The sequence below is a fragment of the Actinosynnema sp. NPDC037264 genome (genome assembly GCF_055603705.1).
This window is the reverse complement of sequence record NZ_JBVJVK010000018.1, coordinates 1-19,200: the sequence shown is the minus strand read 5'-3', so window position 1 is coordinate 19,200 and position 19,200 is coordinate 1. Positions and strand designations below refer to the sequence as shown.

The window sequence follows — 19,200 nt, the reverse complement described above, 5'->3', positions numbered from 1 at the left end:
GCTCTGGACCAGACCTCCTGATCGGTTTGAGCGGAACCCTGGACCGGACCCCTGGACCGGACCTGTGGACCGGACCTCTGGGCTCGTCCTGGACCCGAACCCCGACGGCCCCGTGTCGGCAAGCTGCCGCCGCGGGGCCGTCGCCGTGGTGACCTGTCGTCCGTCCGAGGCACGTCGTGGCCGTGCTTATGCGGGGTTGACGCCGGCAACGGGCACAATGGCCGGGTGTCGAACCCCTCCGCCCCCTCCGTCCAGGACATCAACCTGCGCAACTGGCTGTTGACGCAGGCCGAGCAGCACGGCCACGCCGTCGTCACCGTGCCCGAGGACGACGAAGGCGCCGGCTACTCGTTCTCCGTCGGCGCGTGGCGGCGGTTCGGCGTCGCCGAGGCCGTGGTCCTGGGCCTGCCACCCGAGCACGCGCAGGTGCTCATCCGCGCGTACGTCGACCGCGCCAGGCGTGGCGAGCGGTTCGTGCCCGGTCGGCTCTACTACGACTTCCTGGACGGCGTGCCGGTCACGTTCGAGCGCGTCTTCAAGGGCTTCTACCCGGAGTTCTTCGGCAGCGCGTTCCTGCTCTACGGCAAGGGCGACTTCGCCGCCCTCCAGATCATCCTGCCGACCGCGGACGGCAAGTTCCCGTGGCACCACGACGCGCCGATGGGCTTCGGCGACTGGCAGCTGCTGCTGACCGAGAGCGGCCGGCCGGAGAGCTGGGAGCCGGGCGTCACCGGTCCCTGACCCGTCGCTGAGCGACTCCACCAGCACCCCATCAGCACTGTTCGGCACCGTTCGGGCCCCGCCGCACCACGCGGCGGGGCCCGACGTCGTTGTCCGGGAAATGTTGTCAGGGCATCGCCCACCGACCGCTGACAACGTCCGAGGGCTATCAATGGCCTGTGCGTCGATATGTCGGGGGCTACGCACACGCGAGGGGGAGGTACGCCCCGTCCCGCGTAGTCGGGGAGCTGCGCGGGGCGGGACGTGCGCGACGAGGCTTGGCCACGGGGGCCCCGCCCGTGCCAAGGAATAGGCCGTGGGGGAGAGCCTCCGATGGGCTCTCCCCTCGGTGCCCGCGCTATTGCGCGCCCAACCGCCACCGGGCCGTCATCGGGTCATCCCCGAAACAGCCGCCTCCCGCGTCCCCTACGTCACCGCCCGCAGCGTCCCCGGCGGCACCGCCCACCGCGTCCCCAACGGCACCGCACCGAGTCCGCCGCGCATCGCCCACCGCGTCCGCTACGGCGTCCGGCCGAGCATCGCGACGAGCCTGGTCTGCGGGTCCGCGTTGTCGGGCACCGGCACCGGCGGGTCGAACAGCCCGCCCGCCGCCCACGCCTCCACGTTCGGCTCCATGTACTCCAGCACCGCCTCGGCCAGGTCCGGGTCGATCCGCTCGTCCGCCCCGATCGCCCGCGCCAGGTCCCAGGCGTGCACGGCCAGGTCGGAGGTCATCTGCCAGCCGTACTCGACCGCCGTCGCCTTGCCGTAGCTCAGGTGCACGGGCTTGAGCAGCGCTTTCGGCGCGATCCACGCCTCGCGCGCCGCGGCCGCCGCCAGCACCCACGAGTGCAGCGGGTCGTGGCCGAGCTGGTCGCCGTCGAACCGGTCGCCGACCTGCTCGATCGTGCAGCCGGCCAGCAGTTCCGGCGCCCACAGCTGCTCGTGGACCAGGTGGTTGACCAGGTCGTGGACCGACCACTCCTTGCAGGGTGTGGCCCAGTCCCACTGCTCGGGGCGCACCAGGCGCACCCGCGAGTCGAACTCCGTCATCGCGCGTCCGTGAGCCTCGATCAGATCCACCCCACGAGTGCACCAAACGTTGAACCGGAGCGCACCCCGAGCCTGTGCGATAGGCCACTCGGACGTATCGCGGTTTCATTCCGTACACCCGTACGGCGTAATGTGGCCGGGTCTGCCGACGGTGACATCGTTGACACAGGAGGAACCAGTGAGCGCCACGAGCGCCGTCTCCACCCCGCAGCGGGGCTTCTTCGGTCATCCCCGAGGACTGTCGACGCTGTTCTTCACCGAGCTGTGGGAGCGCTTCTCCTACTACGGGATGAAGGCGATCCTCGCCTACTACCTGTACCGGTCCACCGCCGAAGGCGGCCTCGGGCTCGACCAGAGCTTCGCGCTGTCCCTGGTCGCCATCTACGGCGCGTCGGTCTACATGTCCGGCGTCGCGGGCGGTTGGCTGGCCGACCGGGTGCTCGGCGGGCAGCGGGCCGTGTTCTACGGCGGTGTGCTGATCATGTTCGGGCACATCGCGCTGGCGCTGCCGATCGGCCTGGCGGGCGTCTACACCGGGCTGATCCTGATCGTGCTCGGCACCGGTCTGCTCAAGCCGAACATCTCCACGGTCGTCGGCGGCCTGTACGACCGACAGGACCCGCGCCGCGACTCCGGCTTCACGATCTTCTACATGGGCATCAACCTCGGCGGCTTCCTCGCGCCGCTGGTGTGCGGGTTCCTCGGCGAGACCTACGACTGGCACCTCGGCTTCGGCGCGGCGGCGGTCGGCATGGCGCTGGGCCTGGTCGTCTACCGGCTCGGCCAACGGGGTCTCGGCGACTCGGCCTCCACGCCCCCGTTCCCGCTGCCCGCCGAGGAGCGCGGCCGGGTCATCGGTCGGATCGTGGGCGTGGCCCTCGGCTCGGTGGCCGTGGTCGCGTTGCTGGTCGTGCTCGGGGTGCTCGGCGCGGAGGGCGTGATCAACCTGATCAGCCTGCTGTCGGTGCTGCTGCCGATCGGCTACTTCACCGTGATGATCCGCAGCCCGCGCACCACGCCGGTGGAGCGGTCGCGGGTGATCGCCTACATCCCGCTGTTCATCGCGGCGGCGATGTTCTGGCTGCTGTTCGAGCAGAGCGCCACCGTGATCGCCGCGTTCGCCGACACCAGGGTCGACAACTCGTTCCTCGGGTGGGTGTTCCCGCCGTCGTTCATCCAGTCGATCAACCCGGTGATGATCATCGCGGTCGCGCCGCTGTTCGCGCTGCTGTGGGTGAAGCTGGCCAACCGCCAGCCCTCGACGCCGCGCAAGTTCGCCTACTCGTTGCTGCTGGTCGGGCTGTCGTTCCTGCTGATGATGATCGCCAGCCAGGGTGACCCGTCGGTGCGGGTGAGCTTCCTGTGGCTGGTGCTGATGTACCTGGTCATGACGTGCGGCGAGTTGCTGCTGTCGCCGGTGGGCCTGTCGGTGACGACGAAGCTGGCGCCGCGCGCGTTCGCCTCGCAGACCATGGGCCTGTGGTTCCTGGCCACGGCGGCCGGCTCGGGTGTGGGCGCGATCGTGGTGCGGTTCTACAGCGACGAGAACGCCGTGGCGTACTTCGGCGTGCTCGGCGCGGTGGCGATCGGCCTCGGCGTCGCGCTGGTCGTCGGCACGAAGTCCATCCACCGCTTGATGCGGGGCGTGGACTGATCTGACCCCGTTCGGTGAGGGGCGCGGCGTACGCCCCTCACCGAACGGTCATCCGGCCTCGGGCCGGGTCGGATCCCGCTGCTTGAACGCCCCGGCTACTTGAACGCCGCCGCGTTGCGCGCGGCCCAGTCGGCGAAGGACCCGGCCGGGCGGCCGAGGACCTGTTCCACGTCCGGGCGCACCCGCTGCTCGTCGGTGGTCGGCGTGCCGAGGACGTCGAGGGTGGCGTCCGCGACCCGCTCCGGCATGAACCGCAGCATCTGCGCCCGTGCCTCCTCGCGGGTCTGCTCGACGAACCGCACCGGCTCGCCCAGCGCGTCCGCGATCGCCGCGACCTGCTGCCGCGGCGAGACGGCCTCCGGCCCGGTCAACACGTACGTGCGGCCGCCGTGACCCGCCTCCCGCAACGTCACGGCCGCGACGGCGGCGATGTCGTCCGGGTCCACGGCGGGCAGCGCGACGTCGGCGAACGGCGCCGCGGCCACCCGCTGCTCGCGGATCGTCGCGGCCCAGGCGAAGGCGTTCGAGTCGAACGCGCCGGGCCGCAGCACGGTCCACTCCAGCGCCGACCGCCTGACGGCGTCCTCCAGGTCGGGGGAGTGGCGCAGCGTCTCGACCCCCTGCGAGGACAGCAGCACCACCCGCCGGACGCCACCGGCTTGCGCGCGGTCGAGCACCTCGGCCACCACGCTCCCGTTGCCGCCGGCCGACATCCAGTCCCCGGACGTCAGCAGGAACAGCGACTCGGCGCCCGCGAACGCGGGCTCCAGCTCCGCCGGCCGCATGAGGTCCGCCCGCAGCTGGCGCACGCCCTCGGGCATGTCCCCCGCCGAGACCCCGCGTGACACGGCGGTCACCCGCTCGCCCGCCTCGACCAGCGCCCGCACCAGCGTCCGCCCGACGTTCCCGGTCGCACCGGTCACCACGATCATGATCACTCCCCGTTGGCTGACTCCTGCTTGCCCCGGGAAAGCTACTGTCCTCGGTATAGTAGGTACCTAGAGGAAAGTATCGGCGGAAGGGGTCTGTTGTGACCAGTGGCACACGCCTGGCGGCGGTCGACCCGGAGCAGGCCTGTCCGATCGCGCCGGTGGTGGACCTCGTGTTCAGCCGCTGGACGACCCCGATCCTGTGGGCGCTCAACGAGTTCGGCCGGCAGCGGTTCGTGGAGCTGTCGCGCCGCATCACCACGATCACGCCCAAGGTGCTCACGCAGCGGCTGCGGCAACTGGAGCGCGACGGGCTCGTCGAGCGCACCTATTACGCCGAGGTGCCGCCCCGCGTGGAGTACGAGATCAGCGAGCTCGGGCGGAGCCTGGCGCCGTTGTTCGCACACCTGGCCGAGTGGTCCGCGGTGAACCTGGAGAAGGTCGAGCGGGCCAGGCAGGACCACGACGCGAAAGAACATGTGGGTGGTCGCAGGAATCCGCATTAGTGCGGAAAGGACGCAACGACCCGCCGCGGCGGCGGTGCGGCGGGTCGACGCGCGAGTACAGCATGCACCACATTCCTGAGCCTCAGCTGATGATTTCCACGATCGGGTGGTGTTTCTTCACGCCAGTGGTGACCGGAAGCCTCGCCGCACCCCTGATGACGCGCGACGGGCGGCGGTGCACGCGGCCCGCCGCTTTCAGGTCCGGGAACCGGCGGAACAGGCCGCGCAGGGCCGCCGCGCCCTCCATCCGCGCCAGCCCCGCGCCGAGGCAGTAGTGGATGCCCGACGAGAACGCCAGGTGCTCCCGCACGTCCGCGCGACCGGGGTCGAACCGGTGCGGATCGCCGAACACCGCCGGGTCGCGGTTCGCCGCCGCCAGCATCAGCATGATCGGCGTTCCCTTGGGCAGCCGCGTGCCGGCGACCTCGGTCGTCTCGAACGGCACCCGCACCGTGTACTGCACCGGCGGGTCGTGGCGCAGCGTCTCCTCCACGACGGCGTCGGCGTAGCCGGGGTCGGCGAGCAACCGCTCCCGGACCTCGGGGTGCCCCAACACCTCCAGCACCGAGTTGCCGATCAGGTTGACCGTGGTCTCGAAACCGGCCACCAGCAGCAGTTCCGTCGTGGCGATCAGGTCTTCGCGGGTCAGGTCGTCGTGCGCCACCAACGCGGACACGACGTCGTCACCGCCCGGGTGCCGCCGCCGGTGCGCGATCAGGTCGTCCAGGAACGCCTCGAACTCCCGCAACGCCTGCTGCAACGCCTTGAGCCCGCGCAGGTCCCGCACGCCGTCGAGCGCGCCGACCAACGCGCTGCCCCACCGGGCGAACGTCGCGTGGTCCGCGCCCGGCACGCCGAGCAGGTCGGCGATCACCTGGATCGGCACCCTGGCCGCGAAGTCCCCGACGAGGTCGAACGTGCGCCGGTCGGCCACCTCGTCCAGGTACTCCTCGACCACCCGCTCCACGGTCTCCGCCTGCGCGCGCAGGCCGCGCGGCGTGAACCAGGGCGCGACCAGCCGCCGCAACCGCGTGTGGTCGGGCGGGTTGCGCACCAGGAACGACTCCTCGACGGGGTTCACCAGTCGCCGCCCGTCGAGCTGGACCGACGAGTCCACCGGCGACAGCGCGCCCGCCGACAGGGGCCCGAAACCGGGATCGCGCAGCAACCGGGAGCACAGCTCGTGCGAGGCGGTGAGGTACAGCCCCATCCTCGTCTTCACCAGCACGCCCTGCCGGCGCACCGACTCGTACACCGGGTAGGGGTCGCTGGTCGGGTTCTCCCCGAGCAGCCGGGCGGCGGGATCGCCGAGGAGGGCTTGCGCCCGGACGATGGTGCGCCCCAGGAACAGCAGCGTCGCGTTCTTCACCGTGGACGGCATGCCACCACGGTGGCCTGAACGCGAGAAAGGTTCAAGCTCAGGCGCGGCCCGGAAATCCGATCGCCGCACCGGACCCGCCGCAACTACGCTCCCGCCCGATGACCACCGTCCTCTGGCTCCTCGGCCCCTCCGGCGTCGGCAAGTCGACGGTCGGCTGGCACGTCTACCGCTCCCTCGACCGCGCGTCCTACGTCGACGCCGACCAGCTCGGCCTCTGCTTCCCGTCGTCCGCCGACGACCCCGAGAACCACGTGGTCAAGTCGAGTGCGCTGGGCGCGTTGTGGCCGGAGTTCCAGGGTTCCCCGCTCGTCGTCTCCGGCTTCCTCAACACCGTCGGGGAAGCCCGCCTCTACACCGATCGCCTGTCCGGCGCGGACGTCACGTTGTGCCGGCTGCGGGTGAACCGGGCGGAGCTGCGCGCCCGGTTCGTCGGCCGCGGGTGGCTCGTCGAGCAGGCGGACCAGGCGCTCGACGACGCCGACGCGTTGGAGCGCGCCGACTTCGCCGACTTCACCGTGGACACCGACGGCCGCGCGCCCGCCGACATCGCGGCCGAGATCCGGACGAGGTGGGCCGCGTGACCGTCCTGTGGATCGCCGGGCCGCGTGCCGTCGGCAAGTCGACGGTGGGCTGGGAGGTGTTCACCCGGCTCTTCGCCCGCACCAAGGCCGGGTACGTCGACCTGGCCCAGCTCACGTTCGCCACACCGCCGCTTCCCGCGGCGGCGAAGGCGCGGCGGTTCGACGCGGTCCGGCGCGCCTACCGGGACGCGGGCGCCCGGCACCTCGTCGTCACGGGCGAGGTGGAGGACCAGGTGCCGGAGGCGCAGCTGTGCTGGCTGCACGCGAGCCACGACCAGCTCGTGGCCCGCCTGCTCCTGCGCGGCGCGGGCCGGGGTCCGGCGATCCCCGGCGACGAGCTGCGCGGGCTGACCGAGGCCGACCTGCGCCGCCTGGCCGTCCCGACCGTCGCGCCGGCCGCCGACCTCGTGGTCGACACCGACGGCCGCGCGCCCGCCGACGTCGCGGACGAGATCATGGACCGGTTCTTCCCCGCTTGACCGTTCCTGTGCCTCAACCGTTCCTGGTGCTGACCACCAGCTCCGCCAGCCGCCACGTGCCGCCGTCCGGCGTCCGCTGCGGCGTCCGCGCCAACGCCAGGTCGGGGAACCGTCGCAGCACGGCTGAAATCGCCACCTGCGTCTGCACGCGGGCGAACGCCGCCCCGAGGCAGAAGTGCGCGCCGTGCGAGTAACCGAGGTGCCCGACCGACGGCACGCGCGTGATGTCCAGCTCGTCCGGCGCGTCGTACACCCGCGGGTCGCGGTTGGCCGACACGATCGCCGTCATCACGGGCTGACCCTTGTCGATCACCACGTCGCCGAACGCCACCTCCTCCTTGGTGAACCGCGGCACGGTGAGCAGCTGCGGGCCGACCCACCGCGTCAGCTCCTCCACCGCGCGCGGCATCAGGCCCGGGTCCGCCCGCAGGGCGGCCAGCTGGTCGGGGTGGGCGAGCAGCGCTTCGAGGCCGTTGACGATGAGGTTGCTCGGCGTCTGCCCGGCGATCACCAGCTGCCACACCAGGGTGACCAGCTCCGCGTCGGTGAAGCGGTCGCCGTCCTCGTCCCGCACCCGCAGCAGCTGGGAGATCAGGTCGTCACCCGGTGACGTCCGGCGCAGCTCGACGGCCTCCAGCGCCCCCTCGACGATCCCCGGGATCGCGGCGACGAACCCCGGCCCGTAGCCGCTCACCACGGCCGCGCCGTACTCGCGCCACCGCGGCCGGTTCTCGGCGGGGATGCCGACCAGCTCGCAGATCACGTCCATCGGCAGCGGCCGGGCGAAGTGCTCCATGAGGTCCACCGCGTCGCCGTCCGGCAGGGCGTCGAGCAGCGCGGCCACGATCGCCTCGATCCGCGGCCGGAAGCCCTCCGCCCGACGCGCGGTGAACGCGGGCGCGGCCAGCTTGCGCAGCCGCAGGTGCTCGGGGCCGTTCATCTCGGACATCGTGCGCAGGTAGGGCTTGCAGTGCTCCGGGATGCCAGGCAGGCCCATGAAGCTGTTCGGGCTCAGCTCGAAGCGCGGGTCGGCGAGCATCGCCTTGGCGTCCTCGTGCCGGGTCAGGACCCACATGTCGCCCATGCCGGGCAGGGGCATCCGCGCCACGGGGCAGCGTTCGCGCGCCTGCCCGTAGGCGGTGAACGGGTCCAGCAGCACCTCGGGGTTGGCGGGGTCGATCTCGGGCACGGTCAACTCGAACCTCCGGATGTTCAGATCAGATGTTCTCATCATCTGAATGGTCACGGTATCTTGACCGTGCGACGCCTGGCAAACGGGGAGCGTGATGGTGCGGCTGAGCAGGGCGGAGGCGCAGGAGCGCAACCGGGCGCGGGTGCTGGACGCGGCCCGCGCGGAGTTCGTCGAACGCGGCTTCCGGGACGCCAAGATCGACACGATCGCGCGGCGCGCCGAGCTGACCAGGGGCGCGGTGTACTCGAACTTCCCCGGCAAGCGCGCCCTCTACTTCGCGGTGCTGGCCGACCTGGCGGAACGCGAGACCCCGCCGGCCGACCCGCAGCGCGGACCGGACCGGCGGACCGCGCTCGGCGCACTGGCCCGCGCGTGGGTCACCTCGCTCAGCCACGACGCGCTGGCGCGGGACTTCCTGTCCGAGGTGGCCGCCGAGGAGGTGACGCGCCGGCCGTTCACGCAGTTGATGAAGCTGGACGCGGTGCTGCTCAGCCTTGCCCTGGAAGCGCTCGACCCGGTCGTGCCGCCGCCCGGCTCGCCGCCCCTCCGGGTGGTCCGCCTCGCCGAGGTCGTGCTCGCCACCCTGCACGGCGCGAGCGGCCTCGCCACCGCCGCGCCCGGTTTCCTGGAGCCGTTCGACGTGATCAGCGCGTGCGAGCGGCTCGCGGACCTGGAGCTGAACGACTGGTGGGCGGCGCCTCCCGGCGCGGCGGTGCTCCCGGAGGACCGGCCGTGGGCTCCGCTCGCCGTGGTCGACCTCGTGCGCGGCGACGAGGTGACGCCGGACGAGGACGGCGTGGTGGTCGTGCTGGGGCTCAACCGGCTGGCCGCCGTGGAGGAGGCGGTGCGGACCGCCGCCGGCCGCGTGACCCTCGCGATGGTGACCGGCACGCCGGGGGAGCTGGCGCCGTTGGCGCGGCTGGTGCTGGCGCGGTTGTGCGTCGGCCTGCGGCAGGCGTTCCCGGTCGCGGCGTGGCCCCGGCTGCGGGTGGTGTGCGACGAGACCGGGGCGCTGGCGGGCGCGGCGGGCGTGCCGTCGGTCAGCGACGAGACCGAGACCGCGATCCGCGTCGAGGGCGGCCGGGTGGTGGCGCGGGCCGAGGGCTCAGGCGCGGGTCACGCGGTCAGCTCCGGGGCGCGGGTGCGGACCTAGTCACGGTCCGCGTCACGGGCCTGGCGGCGGCCGGACGGCGTTCCAGGACCTTGCGGAAGTCGGCCGGGATCGGGGTGCTGCGCAGTTCCGGCGTGCCGAAGGAGACGTACCGGTTCCAGCCGGTGGCCACCGGCGTGCCGTCGACGTCCGCGTCGAACCCCATGGTCAACGTGGTCGTGCCCAGCGTCCGCACCCGGACCGCGATGCGCAGCAGGTCGTCGAACCTGGCCGGGTTGAGGTACCGGATGGAGGTCTCGGCCATCACGAAGTCGACGCCGTGCTTCTCCAACTCCTTGTAGGAGCCCAGCAGCGATCGCAGCGTCTCCACCATGGCGGCCTCGAAGAAGACCGCGTAGCGCGACGCGTGCACGATCCCCTGGCGGTCGCAGTCGACCGGGCGCACCCGCACCCGGTGCACGTGGGCAGGTCGGGCGTCAGCCATGTCGGCGATCCTATGGGGTCACCTGGACGGTGCGCGTCGGCCTAGCGGTGACTGCTCCGAGTGATGCCCCGACCAGCTGGCCCGCCGCGACCAGCAAGATCACCGACGTCGGCGACCACGCGGTGAGCAGCGCGCCGCCGCCCGCCGCGCCCACCGCGTACGCCCCGATCTTCAGGCTCGCGCCCGTGGTCGACACCTGGCCGAGCAGCGGACCCGGCGTGTACCGCCGGCGCGCGGTGATCGTCGCGGTCAGCACGGGCCCTTGCGCCAGACCGCTGACCAGCGCCAGGACCAGCAACGCCGGGAAGTGCGAGGCGAGCGGCCACAGCGCGAGCGTCACCCCGTACAGGGAGACCGTCGTGAACACGACCCGCTCCGGACGCCACCGCGGCAGCCAGCGGCGGACCGCCAGGATGCAGCCGATGGCGCCGACCTCGAACACCGCCCACACCACCCCGGCCTGGTCGCCGTCCACGCCGAGCCCGGCGACGTGCAGCGGCAATGCCGTGGCGAGCATGCCGACCGACCCGTACCCGACCACGGACGCGATCGTCGCGCCCCGCAACGGCGGCGTGGTGACGAGGTGCCGCAGACCCCGCTCGACCGCCGCGCGCAGCGACGGGTGCTCGCCGGGCGGGTGCGGCGGCACGCGCAAGGTCAGCGTGCACAGCCCGCCCGCCAACGCCAGCGCGGCCACCACGGCCACCGCCGCGGCGGGCGACGCGGCCGTGCTCAGCACACCCGCCAGCCCCGGCCCGGCGACCGCCGCCGCGTTGAACAGCAACGCGTCCTGCGAGGTGGCCCGGTGCAGGTCGCCGGCCAGGCGCGGGACCAGGCTGGTGAACCCGCCGCTGGTCATCGGCAGCGTGATGCCCGCGACGAACGCCGCCGCCACGAGCCAGGGCGCCGGCGCGAACACCATGGCCACCGCCATCGCGCAGAGCGCGAACTGGTTGGCCGCCAACGCCGCCACCGGCCGCCGGGTCCGGTCGAGCCACGCGCCGAGCAGCGGCCCGGACAGGACCGACGGCACGGTGTACGCGGCGATCACCGCACCGGACAGCACGGTCGACCCGCTGCGCGAGAGGGCGAGCAGCACCACGGCCACGGCCACCATCTCGTCGGCCAGCCGGGCGAGACCCGCCGCCCAGAGGTACCGCCCCATCAGGCCTTGCGGCGGTGCCGTCGGACGCTCTCCTCCACCAGGTCCAGCACGGGTTCCAGGTCGTCGGCGGGCAGGCCCATGGCCAGGTGCGACACCAGGCCCTCCAGCACCAGCTCCAGGAACGACGTCAGCACGTCCACGTCCACGTCGTCGCGCAGGTTCCCGGCCTCGCGCTGGCGCTCCAGCCGCTGCCGGGTCGCGTCGGTCAGCTGGCGCGAGCGCTCCGCCCACCTGGCCCGGAACTCCTGGTCGGTGCGCAGCCGCCGCGACACCTCCAGCCGCGTGCCCAGCCAGTCCGCCGGGTGCTCGACGTCGTTGGGGTCCGGCGGGTACAGCAGGTCGCGCATCACCTGCACGAGCCCCTGCTGGGCGACGACCTCCGCCATGCGCAGCGCGTCGTCCTCGGCGAGGGCGAGGAACAGCGACTCCTTGTCCCGGAAGTGGTGGAAGATCGCGCCCCTGGACAGGCCGGTAGCCTCTTCCAGGCGGCGCACGGTCGCGCCTTCGTAGCCGAAACGCGCGAAACACGCACGAGCGCCGTCGAGGATCTGACGGCGACGGGCATCGAGGTGGTCCTGGCTCACCCTGGGCACCTGTCGATGTTGCCAGGGCCGCCTGACGAAATCCAATCAGTACGTACGGCTTGCCCTGTCCACTTTGGGGTGTACTTCGACGTCTCGACTCGAAACCCCAGGTCACCGTCACTACGGTGGCGCACCGTGACCGCAGGTGAGGACATTCGTCCGCCGCTGAGGCTGGTGTCGGGTTTGGGCTGGTCGAACCGACCGTCCACGGTGGACCGCAGTCGGCACGGGCCCGACTTGATCGATCTGATCAGGCTCGTCGGCCGGCGGCAGGGTGACGTGGCGGACGGTCCGGGCGAGTGCGCCGTGGTGGTCTTCGAGGCGTTGTGCGTGCCGGAACCGCTGCGCACGCCCGCCTACACCCTGGCGTTCGGCGACGACACCGGCGGCATCGGCGTCGACCGGTTGCCGCACTCGGCCGCGCGGTTCTTCGTGCACGAGGCCGCGTTGCACGTCCGCGTCGGCGACGAAGCGGTGATGGCCGACCAGTTGGACGCGCTGGCGAACCGGACCGACGCGCCGGTCCGCCTGGTGCCGTTCACGGCCGGCCACGTCGGCGTGCTGCGGTCGTCGTTCGCCCTGCCCGAGGGGCGGCGGCCGGCGGAGGTGCTGGACCGGATCGCCTTGGACGTGCCGTCCTCGCGTGCGGAGTTCCGCCGCCAGGCCGCGCGCTACCGGAGCAGGTGAGGGGCGCATGGGATCGCACTCACGGCGCTCGCGACCGACACCGCACGCGCCCCGACGAACGCCGCACACGTCCCAACCGACGCCGCACGCGCCATGGCGGACACCGCACGCGCCCCAACCGACGCCACACACGTCCCGACCGATAAGGCACGCGCCTCGACGGACGCCGCACGCCCCCCGACGACGGCGGTTCGCGTTCGTCGCGGTGGTCGCCGCGACGGCGCTGTCCCTGCTCACCGCCTCGGGCGCCGCGCACGGGCTCACCGACCACCAGTCCGAGGCCGCGACGATCTCGCGCGGCGCGGTGGAGTCCGAGCACGCCGGGTTCACCGGCACCGGGTACGTCGACTACGACGACACCTTCGGCGCCTACGTCGAGTACGCCGTGACCGCCGCCCGGGCGGGCACGCACGCGCTGGTCTTCCGCTACGCCAACGGGACCGACGACGACCTCCCGCTCGCGCTGACCGTGAACGGCAAGCGCGCGGGCGCCGTCTCGTTCCCCGGCACGGGCTCGTGGACCGCGTGGCGCGACGTCACCGCGTCCGTGCGGTTGTCGGCGGGCGTGAACCGGGTCCGCGCCACCGCCACCACCTCCGACGGCGGCCCGAACGCCGACCGCCTCGCGGTGGACGACACCGACGTCGAGGCGCCGACCCCGCCGCGCAACCTGCGCGCCACGGGCCGGTCCCAGACCACCGTGTCGCTCGCGTGGGACGCGGCCTCCGACGACGTCGGCGTGGTCGCCTACGACGTCTACCAGCACGGTCAGCTCATGACGAGCGTGTCCGGCACGACCCTGTCCGCCACCGTCACGGGCCTGCGCCCCGACACGTCCTACGACTGGACGGTCTTCGCCCGCGACGCCGCGCCCAACGTCTCGCAGGCCAGCGACAACGTCGTCGTGCGCACCGAGGCGCCGCCGCCGGACCACGAGGCGCCGACCGCGCCGGGCAACCTGCGCGCCACCGGCAAGTCCTCGACCAGCGTGTCGTTGGCGTGGGAGCCCTCCACCGACAACGTCGGCGTCACCGGGTACGTGGTGCACCGCGACGGCACGCAGGTGGCCACGACCGGCGAGCCGTCCACCACCGTGGGCGGCCTGACCGCCGGCACCGGCTACCGGTTCGCGGTGCGGGCGCGCGACGCGGCGGGCAACCTCTCGGCGCTCAGCGACGAGGTGATCGTCGCGCCCGGCGGGACGGCGCCGGCGGGTGAGCCGAGGCCCGGCGCGGTGACGACGGTGCGCGAGGGTACCGACGTGCCGTGGGGCCTGGCGTTCCTGCCCGACGGCACGGCGCTGGTGTCCGAACGGGAGCGGTTCCGGCTCTACCGCCTCACGCCGGACGGCAAGCGCACCGACGTCGGCCGGGTGCCGGGCGCGCAGGGCACCGACGGCGAGGGCGGCGTGCTGGGCATCGAGCTGTCGCCCACCTTCGCCACCGACGGGCTCGTGTTCATCTACCACACGGCCGACGACGGCAACCAGGTCGTGCGCGCCAGGCTGATCGGCGAGACGCTCACCGGCTGGACCACGATCCTGGCCGGCATCCCGAAGAACCGCTACCACAACGGCGGCCGGCTGCGGTTCAGCCCGGACGGCAGGCACCTGTTCGTCTCCACCGGCGACGCGCAGAACGGCAGCTACGGGCAGAACCTCGAGACGAACGCGGGCAAGATCCTGCGCATCAACCCGGACGGCTCGATCCCGGCGGACAACCCGTTCCCGGGCAAGGCGATCTGGAGCTACGGGCACCGCAACGTGCAGGGCCTCGACTTCGACTCGCAGGGCAGGCTCTGGGCGACGGAGTTCGGCAACAACACGCTCGACGAGCTCAACCTGATCCAGCGCGGCGGCAACTACGGCTGGCCCGGCTGCGAGGGCACGCAGGGGTACTGCGAGGACAGCATCCCGCCGAAGCGGACGTGGCCGACCACGGCGGCGGGGCCGAGCGGGCTCGCGATCGTCAACGACCACCTGTTCATCGGCACCACGGTCGGCCAGCGGGTGTACCGGCTGCGCATCGAGGGCTCGGAGCTGGTCGAGGAGCAGACCTACTTCCAGGGCGAGTACGGGCGGCTGCGGACCGTCGAGGTCGACCGGGAGGGCGACCTCTGGCTGACCACGTCGTGGGACCGGGACTGGGAGCCCGGCAACGACCGCGTGCTGCGCGTCGACGTCGAGTACCCGGGTTCCTGATCGGTCACCCGGATGCCACGAGTTGTTCACGCCGTGCCCGGATTGTCCGCTCGGGCACCGGGAATGACCCACTCGGAGCAGCCCGGAGGCCGCCTGAACGCGGTCACGCGCCACCCGACCGGCCGTCAGCCGCGCTCGCGCCACCCGACATGTCGTTGATCCGTAAGGGTTTTCCACAGCTGCGAGTGTCGGTGCCTGCGTGTAGCGTCGAACGGACGAGATTTGATCACGGGGAGTGCAACCAGTGACTGCTGTCCGTAACGCACCGGCTCCGGGGCCCACCCCGGCGGTGTTCCGGGATCGAGCGGAGGCCGAGGCCTACGTCGCCTCGGTCTGCTTCAAGCACGGGCCTCCGAGGCTGCTCGGAGTCGAGTTGGAATGGACCGTCCACCACGTCGAAGATCCCCGCCGACCGCTCGACGCGAAGACCCTCGCGGCCGCGCTCGGCCGGCACGCGCCACCGACCCTCGTCCCCGACAGCCCTCAGCGGCCACTGCCCTCCGGCACCCCGCTGACCGTGGAACCGGGTGGCCAGGTCGAGATCTCCACACCGCCGCGCGATTCCCTGACGGATCTGCTCAAGACCGTCGCCGCGGACATCGAACACCTCCACAGCCTGCTCGAACCGGCCGGTCTCCGGCTCGGTCAGCACGGCGCCGACCCGTTCCGCCCGCCACGCCGGATGCTCCAGGTCCCGCGCTACGCGGCCATGGAACACGCCTTCGCCCCGATCGGGCCCGAGGGCATCACGATGATGTGCAGCACCGCGGGCCTGCAGGTCTGCCTGGACGCCGGGCTGGCCGCCGACCTGCCGCGGCGCTGGGCCGCGGTGCACGCGCTCGGCCCCGTCCTCACCGCCCTGTTCGCCAACTCACCGGGGGTGAACGGCCGTCGGACGGACTGGGCCAGCGCGAGGATGCGCACGCTCTACGGCACCGACCCGGTGCGCACCCGTCCGGCGGCGGTGTGCGCGAACCCGGCCGACGCGTGGGCCAAGCGCGTGCTCGACACCCCGGTCATCGCGGTGCGCAGACCGGGGCCGAACTGGCTGCCGCCGTACCCGTTGACGTTCGCCGACTGGATCGAGGGAGCGCTCGACGGCCCGCCGACGGCCGACGACCTCGACTACCACCTCACCCTCCAGTTCCCGCCGGTCCGACCGCGCGGGTACTTGGAGGTCCGCTACCTGGACTCGCCGCCGGACGGCCGGTGGCTGCCGCCGGTCGTGCTGATGGCGGCGTTGTTCAGCACGTCGGCCTCGGTGGACGGGGTGCTCGCGGCGACCGAGGGCGCCGCGAACCGCTGGCTCGCCGCCGCGCGGTACGGCTTGGCCGACCCGGTGCTCGCCCGCGCGGCGCGCGACGTGGTCGACCTGGGCTGCGCCGCGCTGTCCGACACCGACCTGTCGGTCGGCCAGACCGACGCGATCGCCGAAGAACTGCACCGCACGCTCGCTGAGAAGACCGGAGGGGGCCGTTCATGACCAGCACCGAAGACCTTCGCGACCGGGTCGCCGCCCAGCTCACCAGGGCACGTGACCGCAGCAGGCTGCTCACCGACGCGGTGGACGACCACGACCTCGTCCGCCAGCACTCCAAGCTGATGTCACCGCTGGTGTGGGACCTCGCGCACATCGGCAACCAGGAAGAGCTGTGGCTGGTCCGCGACGTGGGCGGCCGCGAGCCGGTCCGGGCGGACATCGACGAGCTGTACGACGCGTTCAAGCACGCCCGGTCGGCCCGGCCGGAACTGCCGCTGCTCGGGCCCGCCGAGGCGCGCCGGTACGTCGGCGAGGTGCGGGACAAGGTGTTCGACGTGCTCGAGCGCACGCCGCTGGAAGGCCACCGACTGGTCGACGGCGGGTTCGCGTTCGGCATGATCGTGCAGCACGAGCAGCAGCACGACGAGACCATGCTGGCCACGCACCAGCTGCGCGTGGGCGACCCGGTGCTGGACGCGCCGCGCCCGCCGCGCGGCGGCCCGGTGGGTCCGGCCGAGGTGCTGGTGCCCGGCGGGCCGTTCACCATGGGCACGTCCACCGAGGCGTGGGCGCTGGACAACGAGCGGCCCGCGCACCAGGTGGTCACCGAGCCGTTCTTCATCGACACCACGCCGGTGACGAACGGCGCGTACGCGGCGTTCATCGCCGACGGCGGCTACCGGGACCCGCGGTGGTGGAGCGAGGCCGGGTGGGCGCACGTCCGGAAGGCGTCGCTGGTCGCGCCCCGGTTCTGGGAAAGGGTCGGCGACCAGTGGTACCGCACCGCGTTCGGCCGCACGGAGCCGATCGAGCCCGACCAGCCGGTGGTGCACGTCTGCTACTACGAGGCCGAGGCGTACGCGAAGTGGGCGGGCAAGAGGCTGCCCACCGAGGTGGAGTGGGAGAAGGCGGCCCGCTTCGACCCGGCGACCGGCCGGTCCCGCCGCTACCCGTGGGGCGACGAGGACCCGACGGAGGCGCACGCGAACCTGAACCAGCGGCACCTGACGCCCGCCCCGGTCGGGGCGTACCCGGCGGGCGCGTCGGCGTTGGGCGTGCACCAGCTCATCGGCGACGTGTGGGAGTGGACCAGCTCCGACTTCCACGGCTACGCCGGGTTCGAGGTGTTCCCGTACGCGGAGTACTCCCAGGTGTTCTTCGGCCCGGACTACAAGGTGCTGCGCGGCGGGTCGTTCGGCAGCGACCAGGCCGCGGTGCGCTCGACGTTCCGCAACTGGGACTACCCGATCCGGCGGCAGATCTTCGCCGGCTTCCGCTGCGCGAGGGACGCCTCGCGGGACGAGCTGACCTGACCGTGTGCCGCCATCTGGGTTATCTGGGCCCCGCCGTGCCCGTCGCCGCGCTGGTGCACGACCCGCCGCACTCGTTGGTGCGGCAGTCGTACGCGCCGCGGGACATGCGCGGCGGCGGCACGGTCAACGTGGACGGGTACGGCGTGGGGTGGTACCCCGCGCCGGGCGGCCCGGCGGTGCGCTACCGCCGGGCGGGCACGATCTGGTCGGACGAGAACCTGCTGGCGCTGAGCCGGGTGACGGTGTCCGGCGCGGTGCTGGCCGCGGTGCGCTCGGCGACGGTCGGCATGCCGGTGGCGGACACCGCGTGCGCGCCGTTCACCGACGGGCAGTGGTTGTTCAGCCACAACGGGCGGGTCGCCGACTGGCCGGAGTCCGTGGTGGACGTGGCCAAGACCCTGCCGGTGGCCTCGTTGCTGACGCTGGACGCGCCGACCGACGCCGCCCTGCTGTGGGCGTTGGCGCGGTCGCGGCTCGCTTCGGGGGCCGCGCCGGGCGCCGCGCTGGCCTCGGTCGTGTCCGAGGTCGCCGCCGCCGCGCCCGGCTCGCGGCTGAACCTGCTGCTCACCAACGGCACCGTGCTCGTCGGCACGACGTGGACCCACTCGTTGTGGGTGCGCTCCGGCGACGGCGCGGTGACGTTGGCCTCCGAGCCGTTGGACGACGACCCGCGCTGGCGGGAGGTGCCCGACGGGCACGTCGTCACGGCTGATGTGTCTACTGTGGACGTTCAACGGATTGGACGAGGATGACCGAGCCTGTGCTGGACGTGCACCTGACCCCCGAGGACGCGGCGATCGCGCTGCGCGCCGAGGCGCGGGCGGGGCTGACCGCGCGGCCGAAGTGGGTGTCGCCGAAGTGGTTCTACGACGCGGTCGGCAGTGACCTGTTCGAGGAGATCACCCGGCTGCCCGAGTACTACCCGACCCGCGCGGAGCGGGAGATCCTGGTGGCGCGGGCGGCGGAGATCGCCTCGATCACCGGCGCGCACTCGTTGGTGGAGCTGGGTTCCGGCTCGTCGGAGAAGACCCGGCTGCTGCTCAGCGCGCTGCGCTCACACGGCACGCTGACGGAGTTCGTGCCGTTGGACGTGTCGCCGTCGGCGTTGACGGAGGCGGCCCGGGCGATCATGGCCGCGTACCCCGGGCTGCGGGTGCACGGCGTGGTCGGCGACTTCACCGAGCACCTCGGCCTGCTGCCCGGCGCGCCGCCGCGGGTGGTGGCGTTCCTGGGCGGGACGATCGGCAACCTGATCCCGGAGGAGCGGGACAAGTTCTTCGCCTCGGTGCGCGAAGTGCTGGACGCGGGGGAGTGGTTGCTGCTCGGCACGGACCTGGTGAAGGACCCGGACGTGCTGGTGCGCGCGTACGACGACGCGCAGGGCGTGACGGCGGAGTTCAACCGCAACGTGCTGCGGGTGATCAACCGGACGTTGGACGCCGACTTCGACCCGTCGGACTTCGAGCACGTGGCCCTGTGGAACGCCGAGGAGGAGTGGATCGAGATGCGCCTGCGGGCCGTGCGCCCGGTCAAGTCCCACGTCGCCGGGCTGTCCTTGGACGTGGAGTTCGCCGAGGGCGAGGAACTGCGCACCTCGCCCTGGCACGTCACCACCGACGAGGGACGCGGGGTGGTGTTGATCGGCGACGCCGCGCACGCCGTGTACCCGTTCTTCGGCCAG

19 protein-coding genes are annotated in these 19,200 nt (G+C 72.6%); 12 read left to right on the top strand and 7 right to left on the bottom strand.

Annotated elements, in window-relative coordinates; all coding sequences use genetic code 11:
* Positions 1 to 225: 225 nt before the first annotated feature.
* Positions 226 to 741 carry a DUF4262 domain-containing protein gene (locus tag ACZ7GX_RS21030; RefSeq protein ID WP_498778748.1) on the top strand — a complete coding sequence of 172 codons (516 nt, stop codon included), beginning with the start codon at positions 226 to 228 and terminating at the stop codon, positions 739 to 741.
* A 498-nt stretch (positions 742 to 1,239) separates the two neighbouring features.
* Here the strand turns inward: ACZ7GX_RS21030 and ACZ7GX_RS21025 are convergent, their stop codons facing one another.
* Positions 1,240 to 1,773: a TIGR03086 family metal-binding protein gene (locus ACZ7GX_RS21025; protein ID WP_498778746.1), complete on the bottom strand. Its 534-nt coding sequence runs from the start codon at positions 1,771 to 1,773 to the stop codon at positions 1,240 to 1,242.
* Between the two features lie 178 nt (positions 1,774 to 1,951).
* On the opposite strand from ACZ7GX_RS21025, the gene ACZ7GX_RS21020 reads away from it, so the two are divergent.
* Complete coding sequence (locus ACZ7GX_RS21020) at positions 1,952 to 3,427, top strand: peptide MFS transporter (protein WP_498778744.1); 1,476 nt, start codon at positions 1,952 to 1,954, stop codon at positions 3,425 to 3,427.
* A gap of 95 nt (positions 3,428 to 3,522) precedes the next feature.
* On the opposite strand, the gene ACZ7GX_RS21015 is transcribed toward ACZ7GX_RS21020, so the two are convergent.
* On the bottom strand, positions 3,523 to 4,359 hold the full coding sequence (locus tag ACZ7GX_RS21015) for an NAD(P)H-binding protein (RefSeq protein WP_498778742.1): 837 nt from the start codon (positions 4,357 to 4,359) through the stop codon (positions 3,523 to 3,525).
* A gap of 98 nt (positions 4,360 to 4,457) precedes the next feature.
* Here ACZ7GX_RS21015 and ACZ7GX_RS21010 point away from each other — a divergent pair, with 98 nt between their 5' ends.
* The gene (locus ACZ7GX_RS21010) at positions 4,458 to 4,862 is read left to right on the top strand and encodes a winged helix-turn-helix transcriptional regulator (protein WP_498778741.1); all 405 of its coding nucleotides are present in this window, start codon (positions 4,458 to 4,460) and stop codon (positions 4,860 to 4,862) included.
* 82 nt (positions 4,863 to 4,944) lie between these two features.
* Here the strand turns inward: ACZ7GX_RS21010 and ACZ7GX_RS21005 are convergent, their stop codons facing one another.
* On the bottom strand, positions 4,945 to 6,243 hold the full coding sequence (locus ACZ7GX_RS21005; RefSeq protein ID WP_498778740.1) for a cytochrome P450: 1,299 nt from the start codon (positions 6,241 to 6,243) through the stop codon (positions 4,945 to 4,947).
* A gap of 98 nt (positions 6,244 to 6,341) precedes the next feature.
* Here ACZ7GX_RS21005 and ACZ7GX_RS21000 point away from each other — a divergent pair, with 98 nt between their 5' ends.
* Both ACZ7GX_RS21000 and ACZ7GX_RS20995 read left to right on the top strand, forming a co-directional pair.
* Positions 6,342 to 6,824 carry a hypothetical protein gene (locus ACZ7GX_RS21000; RefSeq protein WP_498778739.1) on the top strand — a complete coding sequence of 161 codons (483 nt, stop codon included), beginning with the start codon at positions 6,342 to 6,344 and terminating at the stop codon, positions 6,822 to 6,824.
* Positions 6,821 to 7,303 (top strand): hypothetical protein, encoded by a 483-nt coding sequence (locus tag ACZ7GX_RS20995; RefSeq protein ID WP_498778738.1) that lies wholly within the window; start codon positions 6,821 to 6,823, stop codon positions 7,301 to 7,303. The genes ACZ7GX_RS21000 and ACZ7GX_RS20995 overlap by 4 nt, the downstream gene beginning before the upstream one ends.
* Before the next feature lie 13 nt (positions 7,304 to 7,316).
* On the opposite strand, the gene ACZ7GX_RS20990 is transcribed toward ACZ7GX_RS20995, so the two are convergent.
* Positions 7,317 to 8,534 carry a cytochrome P450 family protein gene (locus tag ACZ7GX_RS20990; RefSeq protein WP_498778737.1) on the bottom strand — a complete coding sequence of 406 codons (1,218 nt, stop codon included), beginning with the start codon at positions 8,532 to 8,534 and terminating at the stop codon, positions 7,317 to 7,319.
* Between the two features lie 55 nt (positions 8,535 to 8,589).
* On the opposite strand from ACZ7GX_RS20990, the gene ACZ7GX_RS20985 reads away from it, so the two are divergent.
* Entirely contained in the window at positions 8,590 to 9,648 is a 1,059-nt protein-coding gene (locus tag ACZ7GX_RS20985) for a TetR/AcrR family transcriptional regulator (RefSeq protein WP_498778736.1), read from the top strand.
* On the opposite strand, the gene ACZ7GX_RS20980 is transcribed toward ACZ7GX_RS20985, so the two are convergent.
* The 3 genes from ACZ7GX_RS20980 to ACZ7GX_RS20970 are packed head-to-tail and all read right to left on the bottom strand — an operon-like array spanning position 9,620 to position 11,848.
* On the bottom strand, positions 9,620 to 10,090 hold the full coding sequence (locus ACZ7GX_RS20980) for an acyl-CoA thioesterase (RefSeq protein WP_498778735.1): 471 nt from the start codon (positions 10,088 to 10,090) through the stop codon (positions 9,620 to 9,622). The genes ACZ7GX_RS20985 and ACZ7GX_RS20980 overlap by 29 nt on opposite strands.
* A gap of 10 nt (positions 10,091 to 10,100) precedes the next feature.
* Positions 10,101 to 11,255, bottom strand: a complete 1,155-nt coding sequence (locus tag ACZ7GX_RS20975) for an MFS transporter (RefSeq protein WP_498778734.1) — start codon at positions 11,253 to 11,255, stop codon at positions 10,101 to 10,103.
* Positions 11,255 to 11,848, bottom strand: coding sequence for a TetR/AcrR family transcriptional regulator (locus ACZ7GX_RS20970; protein ID WP_498778733.1), 594 nt, complete (start codon positions 11,846 to 11,848; stop codon positions 11,255 to 11,257). Before ACZ7GX_RS20970 ends, ACZ7GX_RS20975 begins: the two co-directional genes overlap by 1 nt.
* A gap of 228 nt (positions 11,849 to 12,076) precedes the next feature.
* Between ACZ7GX_RS20970 and ACZ7GX_RS20965 the strand changes: the two genes are divergently transcribed.
* The 6 genes from ACZ7GX_RS20965 to egtD form a co-directional block, all read left to right on the top strand.
* On the top strand, positions 12,077 to 12,526 hold the full coding sequence (locus ACZ7GX_RS20965; protein WP_498778732.1) for a Scr1 family TA system antitoxin-like transcriptional regulator: 450 nt from the start codon (positions 12,077 to 12,079) through the stop codon (positions 12,524 to 12,526).
* Between the two features lie 205 nt (positions 12,527 to 12,731).
* Positions 12,732 to 14,726, top strand: coding sequence for a PQQ-dependent sugar dehydrogenase (locus tag ACZ7GX_RS20960; RefSeq protein WP_498778731.1), 1,995 nt, complete (start codon positions 12,732 to 12,734; stop codon positions 14,724 to 14,726).
* A 244-nt stretch (positions 14,727 to 14,970) separates the two neighbouring features.
* Entirely contained in the window at positions 14,971 to 16,209 is a 1,239-nt protein-coding gene (locus ACZ7GX_RS20955; RefSeq protein WP_498778730.1) for a glutamate-cysteine ligase family protein, read from the top strand.
* Positions 16,206 to 17,519 carry an ergothioneine biosynthesis protein EgtB gene (gene egtB / locus ACZ7GX_RS20950; RefSeq protein WP_498778729.1) on the top strand — a complete coding sequence of 438 codons (1,314 nt, stop codon included), beginning with the start codon at positions 16,206 to 16,208 and terminating at the stop codon, positions 17,517 to 17,519. The genes ACZ7GX_RS20955 and egtB overlap by 4 nt, the downstream gene beginning before the upstream one ends.
* Positions 17,520 to 17,521: 2 nt before the next feature.
* A complete protein-coding gene (gene egtC, locus ACZ7GX_RS20945) occupies positions 17,522 to 18,271 on the top strand; it encodes an ergothioneine biosynthesis protein EgtC (RefSeq protein ID WP_498778728.1) in 750 nt (249 codons plus the stop codon).
* A partial coding sequence (egtD, locus tag ACZ7GX_RS20940; protein ID WP_498778727.1) for an L-histidine N(alpha)-methyltransferase occupies positions 18,268 to 19,200 on the top strand: 933 nt, incomplete at its 3' end. The genes egtC and egtD, both read left to right, overlap by 4 nt.